This is a genomic window from Flavihumibacter petaseus NBRC 106054 (genome assembly GCF_000974785.1).
GTDB classification, from domain to species: domain Bacteria; phylum Bacteroidota; class Bacteroidia; order Chitinophagales; family Chitinophagaceae; genus Flavihumibacter; species Flavihumibacter petaseus.
In genome coordinates this window covers 1,808,952-1,831,921 of record NZ_BBWV01000001.1, presented here as the reverse complement: position 1 = coordinate 1,831,921, position 22,970 = coordinate 1,808,952, and the positions used below count along the sequence as shown (strand labels likewise).

The window sequence follows — 22,970 nt, the reverse complement described above, 5'->3', positions numbered from 1 at the left end:
TCCTAAAATTATTGAAAATAGGAGTCGTTGTCAAGTGGTGGATTGCGGGTGAATTGTTAACTTTTGTGAAGACACTGAACTGAAAAATACCGTCAGTCAATTTCATGAAAAAATATGTGCTCTTTGCGGTCCTGTTGTTATGTGGTCTTTCTAAAGCATTTGCCACGTGGTCGATCATCGTGATTGATCCGGAAACAAAAGCAATCGGTATCGCCGGAGCTTCCTGCACGCCAAACTGCTATGGCATTGGAAGCATAGTGCCGGGAATGGGCGCCATCATCGTACAGGCAATGAGCAATAGTGCTGCAAGAAAAGCAGGCATGGAGATGATTGTTGCTGAAGCTTCCCCGGAAACCATTGTCCGGGCCTTACGTGATCCGCAGTATGATCCGGAAAGGCAGCAATACGCCGTGGTGACCATTAAATTTCTGCAACAACCTGCCACCTATACCGGTGACTCGACTCATCCCTTTAATGGAACACTTACGGCTCCGGGTGTTTCAGTACAGGGAAATACACTCGCCAACGAGGAAGCGCTCCGGCAGATCATGAACGCGCTCATTAAAGGTCAGGTGGCAAAACTGTCGCTTCCAGAGATCCTGATGATTGCGCTCGAGGCAGGAGGCCTGGCAGGGGGCGACAAGCGTTGCGGCGACCAGCGGGCAACCAGTGCCTTCCTGATGGTGGCAATGCCGGATGACAAGCGGCCATCCGTTAACCTGAGCATATTCAATCAGCCGAAAGGCGGGCAAAATGCCGTGACGATGCTCAGGGCGAAACTTGAGCGCTGGAAGAGTAAACACCCTCAACTATGAGATACCTGTTACTATTTCTTTCTTTGAGCTGCTGCCTGGCGGCGTATCCGCAGCGTGCCATCAAGGCCTATGTTATGGCTAATGTGGTGCGCATCAATTCTGTGTCGCCGGAAGAGACCAATGATGACGATCTCGCAGGCATTGGGGATGCTATTGGGGATGCCAGGATCGTTATGCTGGGAGAACAGGATCATGGCGATGCGCCTGCTTTCCTGGCAAAAACCCGGATGATCCGTTACCTGCATGAGAAAAAGGGATTCAACGTACTCGCCTTTGAAAGTGATGTCTTTGGTCTCAACACCGGGTGGGACCGGCTGGATAAAAATCCGGATTCCGTCGCGGCCTTTTTACGGGTCAACATTTTTCCTATCTGGACACTCTGCAAGGCCTGCGACAACCTTTTCTACCAGTACATACCCGCCACCCTTGCCACTCCCCATCCTCTTGTGGTCAGCGGATTCGACAACCAGATGATCCTGCGGTATGCTTCGCTGCAACTAACCCATTACCTTGACAGTTGTTTTCGGGCCTGGGAACTTCCCATTACAAAGGCTCCGGATTATAACAGCGCCGTACTACCCTTTCTGGATTCCCTGGGCAAGAAAATGACCTACCAGGACCCGGGCAATTTTCCCCGGATCGACGGTTACCTGCGAATCATCCGTGAACAAGCGATCCAGGGAGGCAAGGCAGATGAATATGGCCTGCTGCTCATCAACAGTATGATTGCGGAAAGGATACAATACCAATACCTGCGATCCGACTATCATCAATCTTTTAATGCGAGGGATGTTCAGATGGCTGACAACCTGCGGTGGCTGGCAACTAAAAAATATTCCGGAGAAAAGATCATCGTCTGGGCCGCCAATGGACATGTGGGCCGGTATGCGGACAGCTCGGGCAAGCGGGACAAAAAGTTAGTGGCAATGGGATACCTGTTTACCCGCGATACGGCATTGTCGCGGGAGACTTATGTATTAGGCTTCACGAGTTATTCCGGCGAAGCCGGCCGGATGACCACCATGCAGCAATACAAAGTTCCGGCACCTGAAAAAAATGGCTTTGAAACATGGATTGATCCCTCCTGGGAATATGCATTTGTCGATTTTAAAAAATTCAACTGTACCAACACTGCCCGGGAAGTGTTTCAACTAAAAGGCCTCGGGCATCAATCCCGTTTTAAAAAAGAGTGGAACCAGGTGTTTGATGGTATCTTTTACATCCGGAACATGTATTCCTGTATCCAGCAGAATCAGGGGGATTTGCGGTAAACAGAACGGAACACCTTATACCCCAGGCCCCATTCGATCCAGTCTGCTGTGGCGCCATTCATCGTTTTCAGCCCGATCTGTCCGAACAGGCGGTTGGTCAGTTCATAGCGGACTGCCGCCCGAACATAGGAATTCCCTTTAATCGTTCTCGCAGTACTGTTGAGGTTATAACCGACCTGGAGCCGGATGCTGAGCCTGTCTATCAGGAAATCATAGCCTGCATGCAGGCCAGGAAAAAAGACCATCATGGCTTCCTTATTTTCCGGGTATTCCGAGGTGTCCCTGGCACTTGGATCAACAAAAGCATCGAAGCCAACCGACAATCCATGTTTTGTATTGAATTTATGCTGCCATTCTATCGTTGTGGATGAGGTCAGGTAGCGATGATTGGTGCCGGCGTCTATTTTGTTCTGCACTGTTCCGAATGCCTGGTAAAGCGACAAACTTGATTCGCGGATCGGTCTGGGCCGGGTGTTGCTGTAATCGAGAACGGGCCGTGCCTGGAGCACCGTCTGGGGATGTTCTGTATTATCAACTTTCCGCTGGCTGGCATTGAAGTTATAGCGGCCGCCAACGCTGATGCCGAACATATTCAATCCGAGGTTCGGTGTTACTGTACGGCCATTACTAAAGTGTGTCAGGTCGATCCCGTACAGCAGGTCTACTTCCCTGGTAAGCCGATACTTTCCTCCTGCATGAATAGAAAAATATACGGCAAATTTTGCCCCGATGGCATCATTGGTTACGTTGGTCTCCGGATCATAGGGCTTCAGGTTATAAGTCAACCCCAATGCCGGTTCTACCTGGAAGATGTTTCTACGGCTGTGGGTAATCGGTAATGTAATAAAGCCGAAAAAGGCATGGGGACTTCCGAAAATATCAACATCCCCAATGTATCCGCTGTACCAACCAATTCCATAGGATGGATAAAGGTGTTCGGCATTCCAGCCTGCCTTACCGGTGGATTGCCAGCCGTACCGGAGTTCTATAGAGCCATAGCCATTTTTTAATTTGTCTTCCAACTCAGTTCCGGTATAGTAGTGGTTACCGGTGTGAAGTTTGAGACTGAAGAAACGGAACTTGTCCTTCACTTTGAAAGTGTCCTGAGCAGCAGCACTCAAACATATTCCCGACAACAGGACCAGCAGTTTGGTTCCGCGCGTTAAAAATTTACCCATAGCAGTTTCGTCTTACAAACAAAAATAGTTCACGTGGGTTAATTGCATAGGTACCTTTAAAAAAATTCACCGTCATGACCGGCAAAAGAACTGAACACGATTTCCTGGGAGAAAGAGAGATTCCTGACAACTGTTATTATGGCATCCAGACGCTTCGCGCCAAAGAGAATTTTGATATAACGGGGATCTCCATAGGGAAAGAGCCACTTTTTATAAAAGCATTCGGATATGTGAAAAAGGCGGCGGCGCTGGCTAACAGGGAACTCGGTGTGCTTTCACCGGAAAAGACAGGCGCCATTGTGTATGCCTGTGACCGGTTGATCGCCGGCGAATTCCTGGACCAGTTCATTAGTGACCTGATCCAGGGCGGTGCAGGCACCTCCACCAATATGAATGCGAATGAAGTGATCGCCAATGTCGGTCTTGAAAAAATGGGGAAGCCAAAAGGCGCCTATGAATTTCTTCACCCGAACAATGACGTAAACCTTTCGCAAAGCACCAATGACGCTTATCCTTCCGCGTTCAGGATTGCGCTCTACCTGAAAATGGAATCATTTGCACAGGCTTTGTGTCAGTTGCAGCAGGCCTTCTATGACAAGGGAAAAGAATTTAAGGATGTGATCAAGATGGGCCGTACCCAGTTGCAGGACGCTGTTCCGATGACACTGGGGCAGGAATTCAATGCGTTTGCCACCACCATCGGCGAAGATGTGGTACAGCTGCGCCAGGCTGAAAAGCTGATTACAGAAGTAAACATGGGCGCTACCGCTATTGGCACCGGGGTAAATGCGCCGGCGAATTATGCGGCTGTTTGTGTGAAACACCTCGCGGAGATCAGTGATGTGCCGGTAACCCTGGCCCCTGATCTGATTGAGGCGACCTATGATACGGGTGCGTTTGTTCAGCTGAGTGGTACCATGAAACGGAGCGCCATCAAGCTGAGCAAGATCTGCAATGACCTCCGCCTGCTGAGCAGTGGTCCCCGGTGTGGATTGCATGAGATCAACCTGCCACCGTTACAGCCCGGCTCCAGCATCATGCCCGGGAAAGTGAATCCTGTAATTCCGGAAGTGGTGAACCAGGCATGTTTTTATGTGATCGGTGCTGATCTTACCGTAACACTGGCAGCCGAAGCCGGCCAGTTGCAGCTGAACGTAATGGAACCAGTCCTGGGGTTTGCACTGTTCACGTCGCTGGAATACCTGACGAAAGCATGCAACACGCTCCGCGAGAAATGCGTGGTGGGCATCACCGCCAATGCGGAACATGCGAAGGAAATGGTGATGAATAGTATCGGGATTGTAACACAGTTGAATCCCATTCTTGGATATGAAACCTGTGCAGCAGTGGCGCGGGAGGCACTGGCTTCCGGCAAATCCATTCACAACCTGGTTGTTACAGAGAAGAAACTTATCACCCAGCAGAAATGGGATGAGGTGTTTTCGCTGGAAAATCTCATTCATCCGAAATTCATCACGTCTTAACATAACTTTTAGGAGCGGCTTATGTAATCGCTGCGTTTCTGTCATCCAAAAGGAAATTCAAAAGGATGATCAGAAAAACCCTCGCCCTCGCGTTAATTGCCTTTGGTTGCAGTGTGTCTGTCGTATGCGGACAATCGAAGAACTTTATTGACCAGCCTTACCTGGAGGTGCATGGTGAAGCCGACAGCCTGGTGACCCCTAACCAGATCTTCATCCGCATCATATTGTCGGAGAAAGACACGAAGGATAAAATTTCCCTGGAAGAGATGGAAATCAAAATGGTAAATGCTCTTAAATCGCTCGGCGTCAACACTGACACAAAACTTCGCACCAGTGACCAGATCAGCAATTACAAGTATTATTTCATGAAGTCGCGTGATATTATCAAGACCAAGCAATATCTACTGGAAATAAATGACGCCACAACAGCCAGTAAAGTTTTTATGACCCTGGAAGACCTGGATATATCGAACACGTCGATAGACCATGTGGATCATACAGAACTGGAAGCAATTCGTAATTCCTGCAGGATCCGTGCTGTGCTGAAAGCGAAGGAAAAGGCAAATGCCATGTCTCAGGCTTTGGGGCAGAACATTGGCCGGGCCATTCAGATCACTGATGTGTCGGTTGCGCCAGTCAGGAATGCATTGGAAGGCAGGATAGCTGGTGTAGTGGTAAGAGGATACGGAACAGTTAATAAAGACAAACTGGAACCCCCGAAAATTGAATTTGAAAAGATTCCTGTTTCTGTCGGTGTTAATACCATTTTCATTCTCAACTAAGATCCGTACTGATCCCGAAAATATCCTTCAGCGCGCGGCGTGCAGCGTGGTATCCGCCCATGCCATGCACGCCGCCGCCGGGAGGGGTTGAGGCAGAGCAGATATAAATACCTTTTGCAGATGTTCTGTAAGGCGACCAGCGTAATGCCGGCCTCGTGAACAATTGTGTGGGATCCAGCTGTCCGCCGTTGATATCGCCGCCGATATAGTTGGGGTTGTAAGCTTCCATGGCTGTCGGGCTCATGACGTGCCGACCGATGATGCGCTCACGGAATCCCGGGGCAAATCTTTCTACCTGGGCTTCGATCGCGGCGGTATAATCGGCCTTTGAGCCATGAGGTACATGACAATATCCCCATAAAGTATGTTTGCCTTCAGGAGCGCGGGAGTTGTCGAAAATGCTTTGCTGGGCCAGCAGGACGAAAGGCTTTTTAGTTTGTTTTCCGGCTGCGGTTTCTCTTTCACCTAAGGCAATCTCACTAAAAGTTCCCCCAAGATGAACAGTGCCGGCTTTCCGGCAAGCTGCTGCTGTGAAGGGCACCTGTTCATCGAGTGCCCAATCTACTTTAAATACCCCCATGCCGTAACGGTAACGTTCCAGTTGCCAGCTATAGGTGGAAGAAAATTTGTGCCCCGCAATCGCCAGCAGCTGGCGCGGCGTCAGATCAAATAAAACAGCTTTTGACGAGGGAAGATCCTTCAGCGAGCGGACAGTAATCCCAGTCTGAATATTTCCGCCGAGGGATATGAAATAAGCGCCCAGTGCTTTTGCCAGGGATTCTGAGCCCCCGCTGGCGGCAGGCCATCCTTTGATATGTCCTGCCGATAAAAGCACCAGGCCTATTGCTGCGGTTACCGCTGCCTCCAGCGGCCGGATAGAATGCGCTGCCATCCCTGCCCACAGTCCTTTGGCCGCTTCGGTGCGGAACCTCCGGGCGATAGAAGATGCCGGCAGCAAGGCTTTGAGGCCAAAGGCAGCAAGGTCAAGCGGCCGGCGGGGAAACTGTAATGGTCCCAGGATCTCCTGGTTGATATCCTGCCAGGAATTGATTACGGGTTCAAGCAGCCGGCGGTAAGCAGGTCCATCTGTACCAAGACTGGCAGCAGTTTGTTCCAGCGTTCCGGAAAGTGCAGCCGCGGTACCGTCATCAAAAGGATGGGCAGCGGCTACTTCAGGGTACAGGTAATCCAGTCCGAACTGTTCAAGGGGGAGGCGGCTGAAGAACGGAGACATTACCGCCATCGGGTGAATTGCCGAACAGATATCATGGCGGAAGCCGGGAAGGGTCAGTTCTGCAGTGCGCATCCCACCACCGATGCTGTCTTTTGCTTCCAGCAAAAAAACGGATTTACCCTGTTTCTGCAAGGTGATGGCTGCAGCCAGGCCGTTCGGCCCCGACCCGACCACCACTGCATCATAATCTGTAGGCGTCATCATGGATGCTTCAGGTAGTTCGTCACTGCTGTACCGAAATCATAAATTTCGGCAGACGGATAGAACCGCTGCAGCATACTGCTGCCCAGTGCGGAACGATAACCTGATGCGCAATGTACTACGATCGGCTTTCCCTGCGGAATTTCGGACTGCCTTTTGGCTAATTCATTAACCGGGATCAGCAGGGCCGATGGGAACAACTGGCTATTTGCGGCTTCACGGGCACTGCGTACGTCGATGATGGTGAATTTTTCCGGATGTGCCAGCACTTCCGCGTTGTCTATTTCGGGAGACCTGCGTCCATCCGTTGCGGTGTATACAAGGGAAGCAGCGATCTGGGCCTCATAACCGATCTTTGCAATCTTTCCTGCGAGCGACGCAAGTTTTGCCTTGTCGCCGGCCACCAGGAAAAATCGTTGTCCGGGTGCAATGATGCTACCTAACCACGTTTCGAATTTGGAGCCGTCCTGCAGGTTGTAGGCATCCGACAGGTGGGAGAACCGGAATGTTGTTTCCGGACGTGCATCAATGATGATCGCGTTCAGCGGCGGACGAAACCCTTCGCTGGCAAGCGGTATGTTTTTCAGGCTTCCTTTCAGGTCAGGCGCTCCTTTTACATTCAATGCCACATCAAAAGGAAAATATTCCGGAACTGCGGGCAGATCCTGCAGCAGGTGTTTTACGAAAGCTGTTTCATCCGCGATCTGGAAAGCCGGGTTGCTTCGTTTTTCTTCCCCGATAGTGGAACTCGCGGCGTCACGCATGCTCTTGCCGCATAGAGATCCCGCACCATGTGCCGGATACAGTATGACATCATCGGCAAGGGGTGCAAAACGCAGTTTCAGGGTGATGAACATCTGGCGGGCCAGGAGCTCCCGCCTGGCCGATACGTCGCCGTTGTATTCCCGCAGATCAGGGCGGCCGACATCACCGATCAGCAATGAATCACCGGAAAAAACCAGCTTGTCTTTCCCATCTTCTTCCAGAACGACAGAGATCCCATCCGGTGCATGGCCAGGTGTATCCAGTCCTCGCAGGAAGATGCCGGGCGCGAGTTCCAGGCGGTCATCCTGGTTGAACGGCGTAAACATATAGGCAGGTGCCAGTTGCCTGGATACATAAATGGGGGCGCCGGTACGGCGATGGATCTCCAGGTGGCTGCTCACAAAGTCGGCATGCGGGTGGGTTTCGATGATACCGGCTATGCTGGCACCATTCGCACGGGCATAGTCAAAATAAGGCGTTGCGTCGCGGGCGGGATCCACCAGGTAGATCTTTTTATCTACCAGTAAGGCATAACTGAAGTGTGCGAGTCCCGCATCCTTAAATTGTTGTACTGACCATCTGTCGGTTTCTTTTTTGTCTGCCTGTTGTAATCTTCCTGCTGCTTTAACCAGTGCCGGTGATACTACTGTAAATACCCCGAGGCTGGCGACATTTCTTATAAACTGTCTTCTTCCCTTCCGCTTCCTGTCTTTCTTCGGTTTCACTTTTCTCATGGGTTACTGAATTACAAAATTGATATTGTCCACCCCGGTATTGCCGGTCTTCGGATCATAGGCATAAACCGACAAACCATATGCACCTTTTTCAGTCAATGCTACTGGTGATGAAAAAATATTTGCTGTGCCGGAATACTGCAGGCGCTGTTCGCGCAGCGGTTTATCATCTTTTTTGATCAGGACTACTACTTCTATATCGTCTGCATTCCAGGTACCGCCTTTGGTGATCGTACAACCGCAAAGCATGGTGAGGCTGGCTTTCACGTCAACCGTCAGTGATCCGGATGCAGGAAGTGTCAGGAAGGCGTGCGTTGTGGGGGAAAGGATATCCAGAATATAGCCCGGCAGTTCAATTACCAGTCCCTCACCTTCGATGTGTTTGCCGGGGATAAGCCAGAGCTGGGTACTGCCGTTTACCGCTGCATTCTTTCGGCTAAGCGGTGCCGTTACCTCAACATCCACCAGCAACGGCTCAGAAATATCGATGCTGGCTTCAAAGCCTGCTGTTTTAGCATCGGTCAGGCGCTGGTTACGCTGATGCGCCGACAGCATGATCAGGTCAGTGTTGCCGGATGCACCGGTAGTCACTCCTTTAGAGAGAACATCCCCGGAAAGGTGATTGCGTACCACAACATACGCACCACCGATACCGGTTCCGATAAATTTGGCGTCTTTTGCTTTCACCCTGACCAGTAGCCTGGTTGGTGTCGCAAAACTGGTTGCTGTTATGAACAGCGCGAGAATTGTCAGAATTTTTTTCATTGGTTGGAAGGAGTTTGAATGGGGAAATCGCGGCTTATCCTTTCAAGTTCCACATGAATGGAATCTTTATGTTCATTCAGGCCGTCGAGAACGAAATGCGTATCATCGGGACGGCTGTAGCGCCAGGTGAGTATCTGTGGTTTTTCTTTCTTTTTACTGTTGTTCCGACTTTCACCCTCTTCTCCGCCTTTTTTGTTCTTATCCTGAAAGTGGAGCAGATGTTTAGCCGTGTCGGCTTCATAATAGAGGAATCGCCGGCCACCGCCAATACCGGCCAGTTCGTAGCGGCGGTCAACATTGCTGGGGTTCGGGGTTCCATTCGCCAGCGAGATCGGGAATGGCTTATTCACGTGATATACCATGGTACCCCATTTTTCGAAGATCACCTCCTGCCAGCGAATGCTGTCTGAAGGATTGTAGGGAAGTTCGGTACCGTTCAGTTTGAAGCTGGTCACGTTGTAGATTCCTGCAATGCCGGGGAGTGCGGGGTTGATCGGTTCTTTCAGGTAGCCTTCCTGGTAATGGACCTTGTAGCGGCCCCAGGCATATAGAACTGTAAACAGGAAGACGACAACGAACTTGGTTCCATAGAACAGGTATTTTTTCAGCGGCGTATTCAGCACAGGCGCGTATTGAAGAGCTTTCAGGTCTTCACCCTTGACAAACAGTTTCCACAGCCGGATGATATAGGGAACCAGCAATAACAGGGAAAACAGTACAAAGAAGGAACTGTACACGTGCACGCCGCCATCATAGGCCAGGTTCGCATGCGCGATATTGAACAATACACCGGCGTTGATGATTGCACCGAGGGCGGTGGTTCCGCGGAAAAACATCAGGATCCCCCCGATGACCTCAACGAACCCGAGTACGATCTCATACCAGGTGCTGATGCCGACATGTTGCCAGTAGATCTTGTAGGTGTTGTAATCTCCAAAGTCTGTAAGCAGATTTGAGAGTGGCGGGTAGGGCATCTGCATCGGGTACACTTTAAGAAATCCGAATGCGATCAGGCCTGCTGCTATCCGGTACCGGATCAATACCTGTGTCCAGTAATACAATGCATCATAATTGATGCGATCAAACCGGCGGCCCAGTAAGGTCCAGATCGAAGCACCACCCAAGGCGATGCCTGCTGCTATTGCCCAGGAAGCGTAAGCGCCAATGCCCCAGCGGCCGGACTCTGATGTGACCTGAATAAAATTCGGCCGGTATCCTGCCAGTGATGACAGGTACCAGAAAAATCCCCTGGAGTTGAAGAATTGTGTGTACCACCTTCCTTCCAGCGGGACTACAAAAAGCAGGGTGATCAGGAAGAGGATTCTCACCAGGAACTTATGGGTTTCAGTCCACTTACCGGCCTGGTGCCGCGTGATTTCCTTTTCCGGCGGTAAGGCGATGTCGATGTTTAAGATTGACATGTGTTTCGATTTAAATGGAAACAGGTTTTCTCCTGCCGGTATACAGCAGGTATTTCTTGTTGACACGGTGCAGTGTAACCGAAAATTGGTCACCCCGGGTGTTGCTGCCCTGTAGGGTGATCGTTTTTTCGTCTGGTCTTTGCAGCCTGAGATTCATTTTGTCGGCTGGGTTGGCCGGGTTGATGCCGAGAATGGAATCGCCACTGACGGTATACCGGTAAAAGTTGCGGCCACCGTTGCCGATCCATTCATAGTTTCGGTTTGTGTCGTCGCGGAAAGCAATCTGCGGACGTTCGGGAGGGGGCTGGTGCGGTTGATTGTACCGGATGCTGAAGGTGTTCCATTTCTCAAAAACCACATCCCGCCAGCGGGTATCGTCTGTGTAGGAGGGTGGTATCAATTTGCCATTCACCTGGAAGCTGTCTACCTGGTAATAGCCACTGGCACCGGCAAGTCCCGGCGTTTGGGGATAAGGCCAGTTATCGCCTGAAAACCGCGCGAAAGCGAAACCGGTCAGCAAAAGCGTGATGGCGAGGAAACTACCTTTCAGAATAGTTCGCCAGCGATAGAAGCCATAACGGGTTTCGGGCCGGAAGCGATCTGCAACAATGGCGGATCCTGTAACGAGCACGGCATAAAAACGGGGAAAATCATATATCAGCAGAAACAGGGCTACCAGCAAAAGGTAGCTGCTGTAAACCTGGCTGCCCAGATCATAAGCGAAATTGACCAGCACGATATTGCCCAGCAGGAAAGCGATCAACAGGGCGCCGATTGCGGCGGTGCGGCGGAATAACAACAGTATTGCACCGAAGAGTTCAAAAGCGCCCAGGGTCTGGCGATAACCGGCTGAAGAAACAGCGGTGGAATGGTAATAGATCTTCCAGGGAAGGAAGTCACCATAGGCAGTATGCAGGTCGCTGATGGAAGGTGCAGGCAACTGAAAAGGCAGTAGCAGCACCAGTCCCGAACCGATGAAGGCCCAGGCCAGCCGGTATCGCAATACCACTCTGGTGAAGTAAAACAGCTGGTCGTAATTCAATGCTTTTCCGGACGACCGATTGGTCCAGATGGCAGCACCGGCAATGGCGAGCACTGCGGCGATCAGCCATCCGGAAAAAAGACCAAAAGTATTGGCAAACGGTCCTGCATAACCGATTTCATAAAGCTGCTGTAGCCTGTCGGCATTCAGCGTAAACAGGCTTTTGTAAAAGCCCGGATCCCAGGGAATACTCAGTAACAGGAGAAAGAGGAAACCCGTGCGGAATGCAAAGGTTTCCTTCGATCCCCATGTGTGTGTAACGGGGTATGCTGTTGAAGGATTAGACATGGGAGAATCGATTTGGTTTAATAGCCGGGGTTTTGTGGCAGATTCGGATCGACCAGTACTTCGCTATAGGGAATGGGCAACAGCAGTTTGTTGGGGTCACTGATGCCCAGCACTGTCTGTGCCCGACCTGTACGCAGGAGATCGTACCAGCGGTGGTTTTCCAGGGCAAATTCAACCTGGTTCTCATTTTCGATCGCCAGCAGGAGGTCGTCGCGGTTGGCGGCGGTCGTTGCTTCCAGTCCTGCACGGCGGCGAATGGCATTCAGATCGAATGCGGCATCTTCCAGCTTATCCTGCTGCGCACGGGCTTCTGCACGGATCAGGTACATTTCCCCTACCCGGATGAGGTAGGCTGGGTCAGTCCCCCCGCTGGAAACGATCCTGTAATACAAATTGCCCCACCAGGTATCCAGACTATTGATGGATACCACCTGCAGGAGGGAATTGCGGTTTCCGCCAACAGCGGGATCATTCAGCAACCCGATGGCTTTGGTGGTTGGTTTGATCCAGCCCACACCGCCTTTGGTGGTGGGCAACCATTGTGACGCCTGGTTGTTGGTGGACGTGGTGCTGTAGTAGAGTTCAAAGATCGATTCCTTTGTAGCCAACGCATTGTTGGCAAAGAAGGCATTGTAAGGACTCAGCAACTGGTAGTTCTGGATGTCGCCGATCAGTTTGCTGGCATAGGCTTCTGCTTCAGCCCATTGCTGCTGGTAAAGGTGGTACCTGGCCCTTAAAGCCCAGACGGTTTGTTTGCTGGCGCGGATCCGGTTTACCTTTTCCGGCAACAGGCCTTCTGCAGTAACCAGGTCTTTCAGCACCTGGGCGTAAGTCTCCTGCAAAGTTGCCCGCGGGGTCGACTCCCTGCTTCCGGCAGATGCAGTAGGCTCCAACACAAGCTGAACACCTCCCCAGGTCCGCGCAAGGTCAAAATAGGCGAGTGCGCGGATGAAATAGGCTTCACCCAACAAGCCATTTTTAACCGAGTCGGTAAAGGTTCCGGTGGTTGCCAATACGGGCACTTTGGCGATCACGTTGTTGGCACGGTTAATCGTGTTGTAGATAGCCGACCAGGACGTGGCCAGTACGCCGAGATCAGATTTTACATCATGATTGGTCAGTTGCTTATTGACTGTTTGGGAACCTGTGTACTCAATATTATCACCGCTGAAAAATCCGATGGTTTGGAAGGAATATCCATAGTAGCCGTTTGAGGCGAGTTGGTTGTAAATGCCACGCACTGCTGTTTTAGCCGATGCTTCATCTACAATGGTAACATCATCTGAAATGTTCTCTTTTGGCTGCACATCCAGGAATTTCTTGCACGAACCCAGCAGCAACACGGCAGAAAACATCAGGCTGATTGAAATATATTGTCGTTTCATCTTTTCGTTTTTTGTGGTTAAAGCGTCACATTGAATCCGAACTGGAATCCCATGGGCTGCGGGGGTGTACCAAATGAACCAATACCCTGCGCTGTCGGATCGGAAGTGACATTGGATTCAGGATCGCCGGTGTATTTAGACCAGAGTTTGAGGTTTGTGCCCAGGGCAAAAATGCGTACGTTGGTCAACCTCAGGTTGCGGAGCACGGACGGCGGAAGGTTATAGGCGAGTGACAGTTGTTTCAGGCGCAGGAAAGAAGCATCTTCCAGGTAGCGGCTGTTCTGATCGATGGTGTAATTGTTTCCAACTGATGTCAGGCGGGGAACGTCGGTGTTGATATTATCCGGTGTCCAGCGTTCGAGCACTTTCGCATTCACGCCACCGCTAAGTGGGTTGCGCTCGCGGAAATAACGGTTCAGGTTAAGCGAATAGTTGCCGTACTGGAAATTGAACTGAATGCCCAGGTCAAATCCTTTGTAGGAAAAATTGTTGTAAATGCCACCGTAGTATTTAGGATAGGCGCTATGTACGATCTTCCTGTCATCTGCTGTTACAGCGCCGTTGCCATCCTGTCCTTCAAATACCGGAGCACCGGTTTTTGGATCCACATACAACTGGTTATATAACCAGAAAGAGTTCATTTCATATCCTTCTTTCATGATCACCCAGTCGCGGGTGTATCGCGTGAGCTGCGATGGCAGCTTCTCGATCCTGTTGCGGTTACCTGAAATATTCAGGCTGGTTGTCCAGGTAAATCCTTTTGAGCGGATATTGACGCTGTTGATCGTGAGTTCATATCCTTTGTTGCTGATCTCGCCGATATTGGCCCAGTAGCTGCTGAATCCGCTGCTGGAAGGCAGGGGTTGTTGCAACAGCAGGTCGGACGTATATTTTTTATAGAGATCGAGGGTAACATTCAACCGGCTGTTGAAAAGCGCGAGGTCAAATCCAACGTTGGTTTGTGCTGTCTTCTCCCAACGCAGGTCGTCATTCCCCAGCTGGTAGGGTCCGATACCTGCAAGTGGTGTACCGACTATGTCTGCATAACTGCCGCTTCCTGTCCATAATCCCTGAGCAGCGAAATTGTTGATGCCGCTCTGGTTTCCTGTGATACCCCATGACCCGCGTACTTTCAGGTCACTGATCCAGCTAACATCACGAAGAAAGCCTTCTTCCTTGAGCCGCCATCCAGCACTGAATGCCGGGAAATAGCCCCAGCGGCTGTTGGCACCGAACTTGGAAGAGGCATCCGTACGAAGTGTTGCCTCTGCATAGTACTTGTTGAGAAAGTTATAACTCGCCCTTCCGAAAAAGGACACGAGGGTGGATCTAGTCCAGCCCTGGCTGGAATTGCGAACGGAAGCAGAAGAAATGAGTTGATAATTGTCATTGGCAAATCCCTGACCATCTGCAGAAGTAAGTGCGATAGTGTTGCTTTGGATCGTGTTTCCGGCCAGGAAGATCAGGTTATGCAGCCCGAATTTTTTCTGGTAACTCAGCAACTGTTCAGCGATCCATGTAGTATTCTGGGTGATGGCTGATGTAGCCGATCCATTGGATGCTTTACCGATACTGGTTTTTGAATTCCAGTAGGCAGATTCGTCATAGTTGTTGTGATCCAGGCTGAAGCTGCTTTTGAATTTCAGCCCCTGCGCGAGCTGGGCTTCTCCATAAATACTTCCTATATAACGAAGAGTTACGGTATTTACATTATAGTTTTCCATCAGCACATAAGTATTGTCAGCTCCTACTGAGGTACCATCATCCGCATACTTTGGGGTATATGTAGCAGCGGAATTGGCGGAATTCCAGAGGCTTACCTGAGGGCCATCGCCAGTGCGGGCCTGGTTGCGGTAAGATCGTGAAAGGCTGTTGGTCAGTCCAATGCTGATCCTGTCTGACAGTTTCTGGTCGAAATTGAATTTCAGGCTTGCGCGGTTAAAGGACAGCACCCGCACAAATGATTGCTGGTCGCTGTAACCTGCGCCGATATAATATTTGGAGTTATTGTTACCTCCCTGTACACCGATGTTGTAATCCTGTACATATCCCTTGTGGGTCAGGTCACCGATACGGTCATAGGTATTCTGTTCTTCCGGAAGGCCCAGGCCACCTTCGGACTTGGGCCGGAACGGCCTGTTCGCGTAGGTCTGGTTAAGGGATGGTTTATCGATACCGGAATTGATCCAGTACTCGTTGGCGAGTTCTGCTGTTTCCGGTCCGGATGCAAGTACGGGCAAAGTGGATTTATCTGCCTGTACCCAACCGTTTGATACATCGAAGCTGATCTTCGGTTTGCTGTTATAGCTGCCTTTCTTGGTAGTAACGATAACCACACCGTTTGCACCTCGTGATCCATAGATTGCGGTTGCTGAGGCATCTTTCAGTACTTCGATACTTTCAATATCCGCCGGATTGATGTCTGCAATGGGGGAGGTAGTGCGGCCACCCATGTTCATGGTCTGCAGACTTGTGTTGTTGAGAAACACGCCATCAACGATGTAGAGGGGGTCACTGCTGGAGTTGATGGAGGTGGTGCCGCGCACCCGCACGAACACGCCTTCTCCCGGCACGCCGGAATTGGTGATCACCTGCAATCCAGCTGCCTTTCCCTGCAGTTGTCCATCAAAGCTGGATACCGGGATCTTTTTAATATCTGCTGCACTGATCTTGGCAATAGAGCCGGTCAGATCTGCCTTTCTTTGTGTACCGTAGCCCACTACCACAGCTTCATTGAGCTGGGTAGCGCTTTCAATAAGTGAGATCTGGTTGCCATCAGCCTGAGCCTGTACTTCACTGCTGGCAAATCCAACAAAGGAAATGGTCAGTACATGTGGTGCCTGTTTGTAAGTCACTAGTTTGTACTGTCCTTTTTTGTCAGTAATTACTTCATTGGTTGAGCCTTTCAGCCTGATGCTGGCGCCTTCCAGCGGCTCTTTTGTCTTGCTGTTCACCACGGTTCCGCTGAGGATGGTGGGATTTCCCTGTTGTGCGCGCACACTAAAGGCGAACAAAAACAACAGGAGGATTAATCTGTACTTTCTCATAATCGTTTCGATTGTGGGTCAATGGGATGTAACCAGAGAAAGCATCGGTTGCCGATTGGATGTATATTTGAAATGGACAATAGGCAGCCTTCAGGTCCGAAATACCTGGATGCAATCTCAATGGCCTTGAATCTGGCCGGAACTGTTGCACCAGTTTCCGGCCTCTTTGTTTTAGATATTGCTCACGGGCCCGCGCGTCCGAATGGGGCAAACGGGTCTCCGCCGCACCTTTTCAGGTTAGTATGCATGGTTGTGTGTAATAAAATGATGATGAACCGATCTGTTATCTCGTCAGAAGCGACAACATCGGTGACATGAAAGGTCTATGATATAAAACTGGTACATTCTGTTCAGCAGCTATCAAGGAAAATCTTAACGAATAGCAAAACTATACAAAATTATTTGTCTACCAAATTTATAGAGTAGTAATTATTTAAATTCTCTAAAACTGGTATCGTCTGATGATTTGCGTGGTGTTGTCGTTATACCCGGCAGCGGGAATGATGTCATCCGGCCTGATGACTGTTTCAGCTTCCGGTGGTAGTCCCACGGAACAGTCGATCACCTGGATCTGCAACGTTTTACCATAGGGCAGGCGACATTCAATCTTCAGTGAATCGGTACCAAGACCGGCAAAGAAAATCATCCTGCTCAGGTCTGCCGGTACTGGCCGGCCATTAAGCCGAAGGTCTTCGGGGATCGATTTCGGATCAAAGATCAATCGCAGGCTGGGCGCTGCCCGACCCGAAAAAGCTGCCAACTGCAGGTGCCTGCGGCTCCCGATAACGCTGTCCTTCAGCACGACGACTTCCGGCAATGGATAATCGATCGGTAATGCCGGATTGGTGAGTTGGCCTTCTGCGGGCTGCCCCGGGTAATAGGTGGTGGGGTCATTGCTTTTTGGTGTAGCCAGTGGACCCAGGTATATTTTGTTCCACCGGTTTGTCAACGGGAAATCACTGATCCAGACAGCTTTTTTTTCATCAGCATCAAAACGGTAATAGAGGCTGGACCGAAGCGGGTGCCTGCCCGTAAACCGTGAAGAAATATGCGCCATCACGAGGCAGGTAAAGATACTCATCAATGCAATGGAAGCGAGCCATCCAGGGAGCAGATTATCCGCTGCCCGCCATAACGGCAGCATAAATCCCAGCAATAATAATCCGTAGATCCCGGTATAGGCTGTCATGGTGGAAAGGCCAAAGGTGCCTGCGTAACTGAAATACAAGAGTATGGGCAATAACAGGCAGGCAGGCATAGCTCCGAAAAACTGAAAAACTGCTTCTACCCACCCTGGCTGCCCGTCACTGTAACGGGTCCAGGGAATGATCTGGGCAAGCATTGAAAATATCAGCGGAAATAATAAAAAATAAATTGCCTCCGGCACATAAAAGTACAACACATTCACCAGGGCTAACACGACTGTATGAAATCCCATCATCAAAGAAGGCAGCGTCAGTTTCCCGCGCCCCGAAGCATAAACAAGGCCGAATACTGCGGCTCCAACTGAAAACAAGGCGATATAGTAAAGCCAAGCATTGTAAGCCTCTGCCCCATAAAAATTGCTGTTTTGCGGATAGGCATAACGGATAGCGAGTATCAGGGAAAAACTTAAGACTCCAGCAATCAGGAGCACAACCAGGTAGCGAAGAATTCCACCGGTCCATTCCAGCCAGACATTTCTTTCCCCGGCCCTTTCCCTTCTCACAAACGCGAACAAGCTAAAAATGAACAGGAGGTTAGCCACCAGGAGTATTGGCCCATTCCAGGAAGCGGGATACACCACCATATTTTTCCCAAACAAATTGAAATATGTGATTTGTGGCCCCTGTAGTTTTGCCGGGTCGTCATTTCCAAAGCTCCGCACCAGTGACAGCATATTGTCGCCGGTTTGTTGCAGTGTACGGAGATCATACCATTCATAGCGATCCACGAGGCTATGGTAGTGGCTCCTGCCTTCAGCAGTCACCATTGATAGCCCCGGAATGCCGGCATTGTTGAACACGGTAAAATCCACATCTCCCGGAGCGATCCTTTTAATTGCAGCACTTAAAGAAGTGCCGAGGGGGTGTGGAACCTGCAGGTAATGGCCGATGAGTTCCCGGTTGCCTGCACTTGATCCGATCAGCATATTTGCGCCACGTACAGCGGTACCGTCAAAATTCAGTACAATGCCCATATTCTGTTTAACGCTGTCTGTGGCAGCATTGGTAGTCAGTGCCGTTGCTCCCAGGAGTCCCAGTTCCTCCGCATCGGTAAAGAGGAATACGACATCATTGCGCAGTGTTTTACCATCGGCTTTCAGCGCACGGATGCACTCCATCATGGCCACAACTGCTGCGCCATCATCACCGGCGCCGGGAGTATTGGGCTGCGTATCATAGTGCGCTACAACATATACGGCCTTACCTTGCTGACTGCCTTTTAACCTGGCCAGGATATTCAAACTTCGTGCGCCGGAAACAATGCCACCGATTCGCCGGATCCCCACGCCCGTATCGACTCGGGTTTCCAGTTGGAATCCGTTACAGAAAGCAATGATGGAATCGCGTACCCGCGCATGTTCAGCAGTTCCGACCATATGCGGCCGGGTTGCTACACGGGGAAAATATCTGGCAGCTCGCGCGGCTGAAAAGTCTTGCAATGAACTGTTTTCAGCAACAATGGAACGAGGTGAAACGAGGAATACGGAAAGGAAACAAACCAGCATGGCGAGCACCAGGAGAAACACACTTCTCGACTGGATTATCATGGCAAAAGCTTGTACCTGAATATACAAAAATATACCTACATATCTACCCTGACGATCACCGTATGTTGTAAGGGTCCGTGTGCCCCGATTACGAGCGATTGTTCAATATCAGCAGTCTTGGAAGGGCCCGCAATGAATACACCAAAACCACCCCCGGGAATGGTTACCCGCGCGTATGCCTCATGCATGGTGGCAACTATGGACGTGGCGCTGATTCGTACCAGCAAACGGGCACAGATAAACGGAAGAATTCTGCCTTCTATGGCATTCGTATTGATCCAGACAGCGCCGTTCTCCGCAACTGCGCATAAGCCTTCCGTGAGGTAAGTGTCCAATTGTTCCAATTCCACGGGGTTGTGCGCGCGCACCTGCGGCAAGGGAGACAGCGTGCCGGTTAGCGGTGCTTCTTCCGCTTCACTATTCACCAGCAACACGTCCCCTCCGTTTTTTCGCACAGCCGCAACAAAAGCCTCAAGCAGTCCTTCGTTCACCGCAGTTCCTTCCACTGCCGGTGGAAATGCAGGTATTTCGGGCAGGGGAATGAATTCGCCCTTATTGGATTTTACCTGCTGTAAAATGGAATTGCGACTGCTCATTTCTTTCGGTTTTGTAAGTACCAGTCCCGGAAACTGTCTGCTGGCGGTTCCGGCATCTCCCGCTGTTTATACCAGGGATTAAATTTTTTCTGTTTTGCCAGAGCCGGAAACCACCGCATCATCCGTCGTCCTGCACTTCCGGCCAATCTGAAAAGTGCGGGATGCGCAAATAATTTCGCCATGGCGCTCATTCCGGCTTTTTTGGCCGGCTCTGCATACCCTTCTTTCACGACTACCTGCCGCCATTTCCAGAGTTGCTCATGGATATTGATCTTAACGGGACAAACATTGGAGCAGGAACCACAAAGTGTTGAAGCAAACGGGAGATCTGCATTCGCTTTCAGGTCATTGTTCGGATTCAGGATGGACCCGATTGGCCCTGCCACTGCAGTATGGTAACTGTGGCCGCCGCTGCGCCGGTAAACCGGACAGGTATTGAAACAGGCAGCGCAACGGATGCATTTCAGGGAGTTCCTGAAATCTGCTCTCCCCAGCTGCCTGGAACGCCCGTTGTCGACAATAACAATGTGCATCTCCTTACCCGGACCTGCTTTCTGAAAATGACTGGTGTAAGTTGTAATAGATTGCCCGGTAGCACTCCTTGCCAGCAGCCGTGTAAATACGCCCAGATCTGCCATTCTGGGGATGATCTTTTCAATGCCCATACAGGCAATATGTAACCTGGCCGAGTGAACCCCCATGTCTGCATTGCCTTCATTGGTGCACACTACCACTGCCCCGTTCTCTGCAATGGCAAAGTTCACGCCGGTAATGGCACAATCTGCTTCTATGAATTTCTTGCGCAGGTCGAGTCTTGCCGCATGTGTCAGGTATTGGGGATCCTCATTACCTGCCTCTGTATGGAGATGCTGATGAAAGGTTTCGCTGACATCTGCCTTTTTAAGGTGGATCGCCGGTAAAACAATATGACTGGGAGGTTCATTTCTCAATTGAACAATCCGTTCCCCCAGGTCTGTATCCACCACTTCATAACCGTGTTTTTTAAGGAAGGGATTGAGATGACATTCCTCCGTCAGCATGCTTTTGCTTTTCACTATATGCTGCAACTGGTTTTTCTGCAACAATTCCAGGACAACAGCATTGTGTTCTTCAGCAGTAGCTGCCCAGTGGACAGTGACCCCATTGGCGTTAGCCTGCCGTTCAAACTGCTCGAGGTATTGATCCAGGTTGGAGAGTGTGTGCGCCTTGATGTCTGAAGCCAGCTGCCTGAGCTGTTCCCATTCCGGTAATTGCCTGGCGGACAGATCTCTTTTTTGCCTGACCCACCATAGCGTCTGGTCATGCCAGTTGGTGCGGTCCTCATCCGCATTGAATTGTTCCGCCAGTTCCGCGTGTAGACTCATGATGAGGGGCTGTTTAGAATTTCTGCGATATGCTTAACCTGTACCTTGCTACCATTGCGTTTCAGGATACCTTCAAGATGCATGAGGCAGCTCATATCGACAGCCGTGATCACTTCTACGTCCTTTTCTTCATGCTCACGAATCCGGTCTTTACCCATTTTGGCACTTACTGCTTCTTCAAACACGCAGAAGGTGCCGCCGAAGCCGCAACATTCATCCGGGCGGTCAGGGTAAACCAGTTCAAGGCCATCCACCAATGACAAGAGTCTTTCGGGTTTCGAATATGCGGGAGTCATGGTTTCCGTCATCGAAGAGAGGTGTAATCCCCGCTGGCCATGACAGCTAACGTGAAGCCCCACCCGATGCCGGTATTCAGCCTCCAGGCTGGTGACCTGCAAAACATCGGTGAGAAATTCTGTCAGTTCATAGACGCTGTTCCTCAAGTGGACAGCGGCCTGTTCATTTCCGGGTTGCTGAAAATGTTCTTTTACGTGTAACGTACAGCTTCCCGATGGACAAACGATATAATCATATCCCTCAAAATTCCGGAAGAAATTGTTGTCACAGCCCTGCGAGAGATGGGAGAAACCGCTATTGGCCATTGGTTGTCCGCAGCAGGTCTGCTGCAGGGGATAATGGACTTCGCAACCCAAACGCTCCAGCAGCTCCAGGGTAGCTACAGCTACCTGGGGATAAAACTGATCTATATAGCAAGGAATGAATAACCCGACTTTCATATGCTCGAATCTGCGTTCAAATTTATTCTGCCTGGACGTGCCCGTTGTCCTGCACTTTGCTAATTACTGCTTTAAAAGTATCCAGAAAGCGGGGAATGGCTGTCCTGCATTGCACCGGGCGGGGATATATAGTCAGGGAACCTTTTTGACGATCTTTTCCTTATGCTGCACGCTTTTTTTTCCGGTTTCGACCTCCACCTGCTGGGTAGTGACAGCATAATCATTAGGTATTATGGGTTCACTGTAGTGTACTGCAAACACTTTGGTAAACCGGGCTCCGAGGTACAGGATGATTGACGAATAATAAATCCAAACCAGTAAAACGACCAGTGACCCGGCTGCACCGTAGGTACTTCCGACCCTTGTTTTGGAGATATAAAATGAGATGGCAAATTTTCCGAGTAGAAATAGCGTTGCGGTGACCAGCGCACCGGTGCGGACGTCCCTCCACCTGATCCTGGCGTCTGGCAGCACCTTAAAGATCACACCGAAAATGAGGGCGCTGGCACCAAGTGTCAGCAGCAGGTTCAGAATATAGAAAAGCGTCACCGCAAGATCAGGAAACTTTGCCTGCAGGTGCCGGCTCAGTACTTCTATCAGACCGGTTACAGCAAGTGATACCAGGAGCAGGAAACCGAGACTGACGATAATCGAGAAGGAAAGGACCCGGTTCCTGAGCAACTGAACAAAACCGCGTTGGGGTTTGGGTTTGATTCCCCAGATTCCGTTGATGGATTCCTGGATCTCAGCAAATACTGTTGTCGCCCCAATGAGCAGTGTAACGATACCGATGATCGCGGCGAGCCTGCTTTCGCCGGTTATAGCAGCGTTCCGGATAATATCCTGAAGCGTTGCTGCAGTATCCTTTCCCAGGAAATTCTGTAAAACGACAAAGACCTGACCTTCTACTGCTTCCCGACCGAGGAAAATGCCACAAAGGGAAATGACCACTACCAACAGCGGTCCCATTGAAAACACCATGTAGTATGCCAGCGCCCCGCTGAGTTTCGGGATCTTGTCTTCCGGAAATCCTTTAAAAGTTTCTTTCGCCAGCAGGGGTATATCCCTTATCGCAAATTTTTTCGTCATGGCCGACAACAACAGGTTTA

Annotated in this window: 17 protein-coding genes; 4 read left to right on the top strand and 13 right to left on the bottom strand. The window is 50.5% G+C overall.

The genetic code is table 11. From position 1 onward, the window contains the following. The first annotated feature begins 104 nt into the window (after positions 1 to 104). Positions 105 to 815: a DUF1028 domain-containing protein gene (locus FPE01S_RS07760; RefSeq protein WP_046368179.1), complete on the top strand. Its 711-nt coding sequence runs from the start codon at positions 105 to 107 to the stop codon at positions 813 to 815. Next, complete coding sequence (locus FPE01S_RS07755) at positions 812 to 2,086, top strand: erythromycin esterase family protein (protein ID WP_046368178.1); 1,275 nt, start codon at positions 812 to 814, stop codon at positions 2,084 to 2,086. The genes FPE01S_RS07760 and FPE01S_RS07755 overlap by 4 nt, the downstream gene beginning before the upstream one ends. On the opposite strand, the gene FPE01S_RS07750 is transcribed toward FPE01S_RS07755, so the two are convergent. After that, positions 2,068 to 3,264, bottom strand: a complete 1,197-nt coding sequence (locus FPE01S_RS07750) for an acyloxyacyl hydrolase (protein ID WP_046368177.1) — start codon at positions 3,262 to 3,264, stop codon at positions 2,068 to 2,070. The genes FPE01S_RS07755 and FPE01S_RS07750 overlap by 19 nt on opposite strands. A gap of 74 nt (positions 3,265 to 3,338) precedes the next feature. On the opposite strand from FPE01S_RS07750, the gene aspA reads away from it, so the two are divergent. Both aspA and FPE01S_RS07740 read left to right on the top strand, forming a co-directional pair. Then, positions 3,339 to 4,748 carry an aspartate ammonia-lyase gene (aspA, locus tag FPE01S_RS07745; RefSeq protein ID WP_046368176.1) on the top strand — a complete coding sequence of 470 codons (1,410 nt, stop codon included), beginning with the start codon at positions 3,339 to 3,341 and terminating at the stop codon, positions 4,746 to 4,748. Between the two features lie 65 nt (positions 4,749 to 4,813). Beyond that, complete coding sequence (locus FPE01S_RS07740; RefSeq protein ID WP_052955589.1) at positions 4,814 to 5,530, top strand: SIMPL domain-containing protein; 717 nt, start codon at positions 4,814 to 4,816, stop codon at positions 5,528 to 5,530. On the opposite strand, the gene FPE01S_RS07735 is transcribed toward FPE01S_RS07740, so the two are convergent. The 12 genes from FPE01S_RS07735 to FPE01S_RS07680 form a co-directional block, all read right to left on the bottom strand. Next, entirely contained in the window at positions 5,523 to 6,968 is a 1,446-nt protein-coding gene (locus tag FPE01S_RS07735) for a phytoene desaturase family protein (protein WP_245623960.1), read from the bottom strand. The genes FPE01S_RS07740 and FPE01S_RS07735 overlap by 8 nt on opposite strands. Next, entirely contained in the window at positions 6,965 to 8,464 is a 1,500-nt protein-coding gene (locus tag FPE01S_RS07730; protein ID WP_083990163.1) for an MBL fold metallo-hydrolase, read from the bottom strand. Before FPE01S_RS07730 ends, FPE01S_RS07735 begins: the two co-directional genes overlap by 4 nt. 3 nt (positions 8,465 to 8,467) lie before the next feature. Further along, positions 8,468 to 9,229 carry a hypothetical protein gene (locus tag FPE01S_RS07725; protein ID WP_046368175.1) on the bottom strand — a complete coding sequence of 254 codons (762 nt, stop codon included), beginning with the start codon at positions 9,227 to 9,229 and terminating at the stop codon, positions 8,468 to 8,470. Beyond that, positions 9,226 to 10,650, bottom strand: coding sequence for a hypothetical protein (locus FPE01S_RS07720; RefSeq protein WP_052955588.1), 1,425 nt, complete (start codon positions 10,648 to 10,650; stop codon positions 9,226 to 9,228). Before FPE01S_RS07720 ends, FPE01S_RS07725 begins: the two co-directional genes overlap by 4 nt. 10 nt (positions 10,651 to 10,660) lie before the next feature. Further along, positions 10,661 to 11,980, bottom strand: a complete 1,320-nt coding sequence (locus tag FPE01S_RS07715) for a hypothetical protein (RefSeq protein WP_052955587.1) — start codon at positions 11,978 to 11,980, stop codon at positions 10,661 to 10,663. A gap of 17 nt (positions 11,981 to 11,997) precedes the next feature. Next, positions 11,998 to 13,365 (bottom strand): RagB/SusD family nutrient uptake outer membrane protein, encoded by a 1,368-nt coding sequence (locus FPE01S_RS07710; protein ID WP_046368174.1) that lies wholly within the window; start codon positions 13,363 to 13,365, stop codon positions 11,998 to 12,000. Between the two features lie 17 nt (positions 13,366 to 13,382). Beyond that, complete coding sequence (locus FPE01S_RS07705) at positions 13,383 to 16,412, bottom strand: SusC/RagA family TonB-linked outer membrane protein (protein ID WP_046368173.1); 3,030 nt, start codon at positions 16,410 to 16,412, stop codon at positions 13,383 to 13,385. 442 nt (positions 16,413 to 16,854) lie between these two features. Next, entirely contained in the window at positions 16,855 to 19,164 is a 2,310-nt protein-coding gene (locus tag FPE01S_RS07700) for a M20/M25/M40 family metallo-hydrolase (protein WP_046368172.1), read from the bottom strand. Positions 19,165 to 19,199: 35 nt separating this feature from the next. Further along, the gene (locus FPE01S_RS07695) at positions 19,200 to 19,760 is read right to left on the bottom strand and encodes a LutC/YkgG family protein (protein ID WP_046368171.1); all 561 of its coding nucleotides are present in this window, start codon (positions 19,758 to 19,760) and stop codon (positions 19,200 to 19,202) included. Next, a complete protein-coding gene (locus tag FPE01S_RS07690) occupies positions 19,757 to 21,124 on the bottom strand; it encodes a lactate utilization protein B (protein ID WP_046368170.1) in 1,368 nt (455 codons plus the stop codon). The genes FPE01S_RS07695 and FPE01S_RS07690 overlap by 4 nt, the downstream gene beginning before the upstream one ends. Further along, positions 21,121 to 21,861 (bottom strand): (Fe-S)-binding protein, encoded by a 741-nt coding sequence (locus FPE01S_RS07685; RefSeq protein WP_046368169.1) that lies wholly within the window; start codon positions 21,859 to 21,861, stop codon positions 21,121 to 21,123. Before FPE01S_RS07685 ends, FPE01S_RS07690 begins: the two co-directional genes overlap by 4 nt. A 132-nt stretch (positions 21,862 to 21,993) precedes the next feature. Then, complete coding sequence (locus FPE01S_RS07680; RefSeq protein WP_046368168.1) at positions 21,994 to 22,950, bottom strand: YihY/virulence factor BrkB family protein; 957 nt, start codon at positions 22,948 to 22,950, stop codon at positions 21,994 to 21,996. Positions 22,951 to 22,970 lie beyond the last annotated feature (20 nt).

What these genes read in the sequence shown, in the direction of transcription:
- FPE01S_RS07695 (WP_046368171.1), bottom strand. Translation starts at nt 19,760, where the DNA reads ATGAGCAGTCGCAATTCCATTTTACAGCAGGTAAAATCCAATAAGGGC.
- FPE01S_RS07700 (WP_046368172.1), bottom strand. Translation starts at nt 19,164, where the DNA reads ATGATAATCCAGTCGAGAAGTGTGTTTCTCCTGGTGCTCGCCATGCTG.
- FPE01S_RS07710 (WP_046368174.1), bottom strand. Translation starts at nt 13,365, where the DNA reads ATGAAACGACAATATATTTCAATCAGCCTGATGTTTTCTGCCGTGTTG.
- FPE01S_RS07740 (WP_052955589.1), top strand. Translation starts at nt 4,814, where the DNA reads ATGATCAGAAAAACCCTCGCCCTCGCGTTAATTGCCTTTGGTTGCAGT.
- FPE01S_RS07735 (WP_245623960.1), bottom strand. Translation starts at nt 6,968, where the DNA reads ATGATGACGCCTACAGATTATGATGCAGTGGTGGTCGGGTCGGGGCCG.
- FPE01S_RS07725 (WP_046368175.1), bottom strand. Translation starts at nt 9,229, where the DNA reads ATGAAAAAAATTCTGACAATTCTCGCGCTGTTCATAACAGCAACCAGT.
- FPE01S_RS07690 (WP_046368170.1), bottom strand. Translation starts at nt 21,124, where the DNA reads ATGAGTCTACACGCGGAACTGGCGGAACAATTCAATGCGGATGAGGAC.
- FPE01S_RS07705 (WP_046368173.1), bottom strand. Translation starts at nt 16,412, where the DNA reads ATGAGAAAGTACAGATTAATCCTCCTGTTGTTTTTGTTCGCCTTTAGT.
- FPE01S_RS07680 (WP_046368168.1), bottom strand. Translation starts at nt 22,950, where the DNA reads ATGACGAAAAAATTTGCGATAAGGGATATACCCCTGCTGGCGAAAGAA.
- FPE01S_RS07760 (WP_046368179.1), top strand. Translation starts at nt 105, where the DNA reads ATGAAAAAATATGTGCTCTTTGCGGTCCTGTTGTTATGTGGTCTTTCT.
- FPE01S_RS07750 (WP_046368177.1), bottom strand. Translation starts at nt 3,264, where the DNA reads ATGGGTAAATTTTTAACGCGCGGAACCAAACTGCTGGTCCTGTTGTCG.
- FPE01S_RS07755 (WP_046368178.1), top strand. Translation starts at nt 812, where the DNA reads ATGAGATACCTGTTACTATTTCTTTCTTTGAGCTGCTGCCTGGCGGCG.
- aspA (WP_046368176.1), top strand. Translation starts at nt 3,339, where the DNA reads ATGACCGGCAAAAGAACTGAACACGATTTCCTGGGAGAAAGAGAGATT.
- FPE01S_RS07730 (WP_083990163.1), bottom strand. Translation starts at nt 8,464, where the DNA reads ATGAGAAAAGTGAAACCGAAGAAAGACAGGAAGCGGAAGGGAAGAAGA.
- FPE01S_RS07720 (WP_052955588.1), bottom strand. Translation starts at nt 10,650, where the DNA reads ATGTCAATCTTAAACATCGACATCGCCTTACCGCCGGAAAAGGAAATC.
- FPE01S_RS07685 (WP_046368169.1), bottom strand. Translation starts at nt 21,861, where the DNA reads ATGAAAGTCGGGTTATTCATTCCTTGCTATATAGATCAGTTTTATCCC.
- FPE01S_RS07715 (WP_052955587.1), bottom strand. Translation starts at nt 11,980, where the DNA reads ATGTCTAATCCTTCAACAGCATACCCCGTTACACACACATGGGGATCG.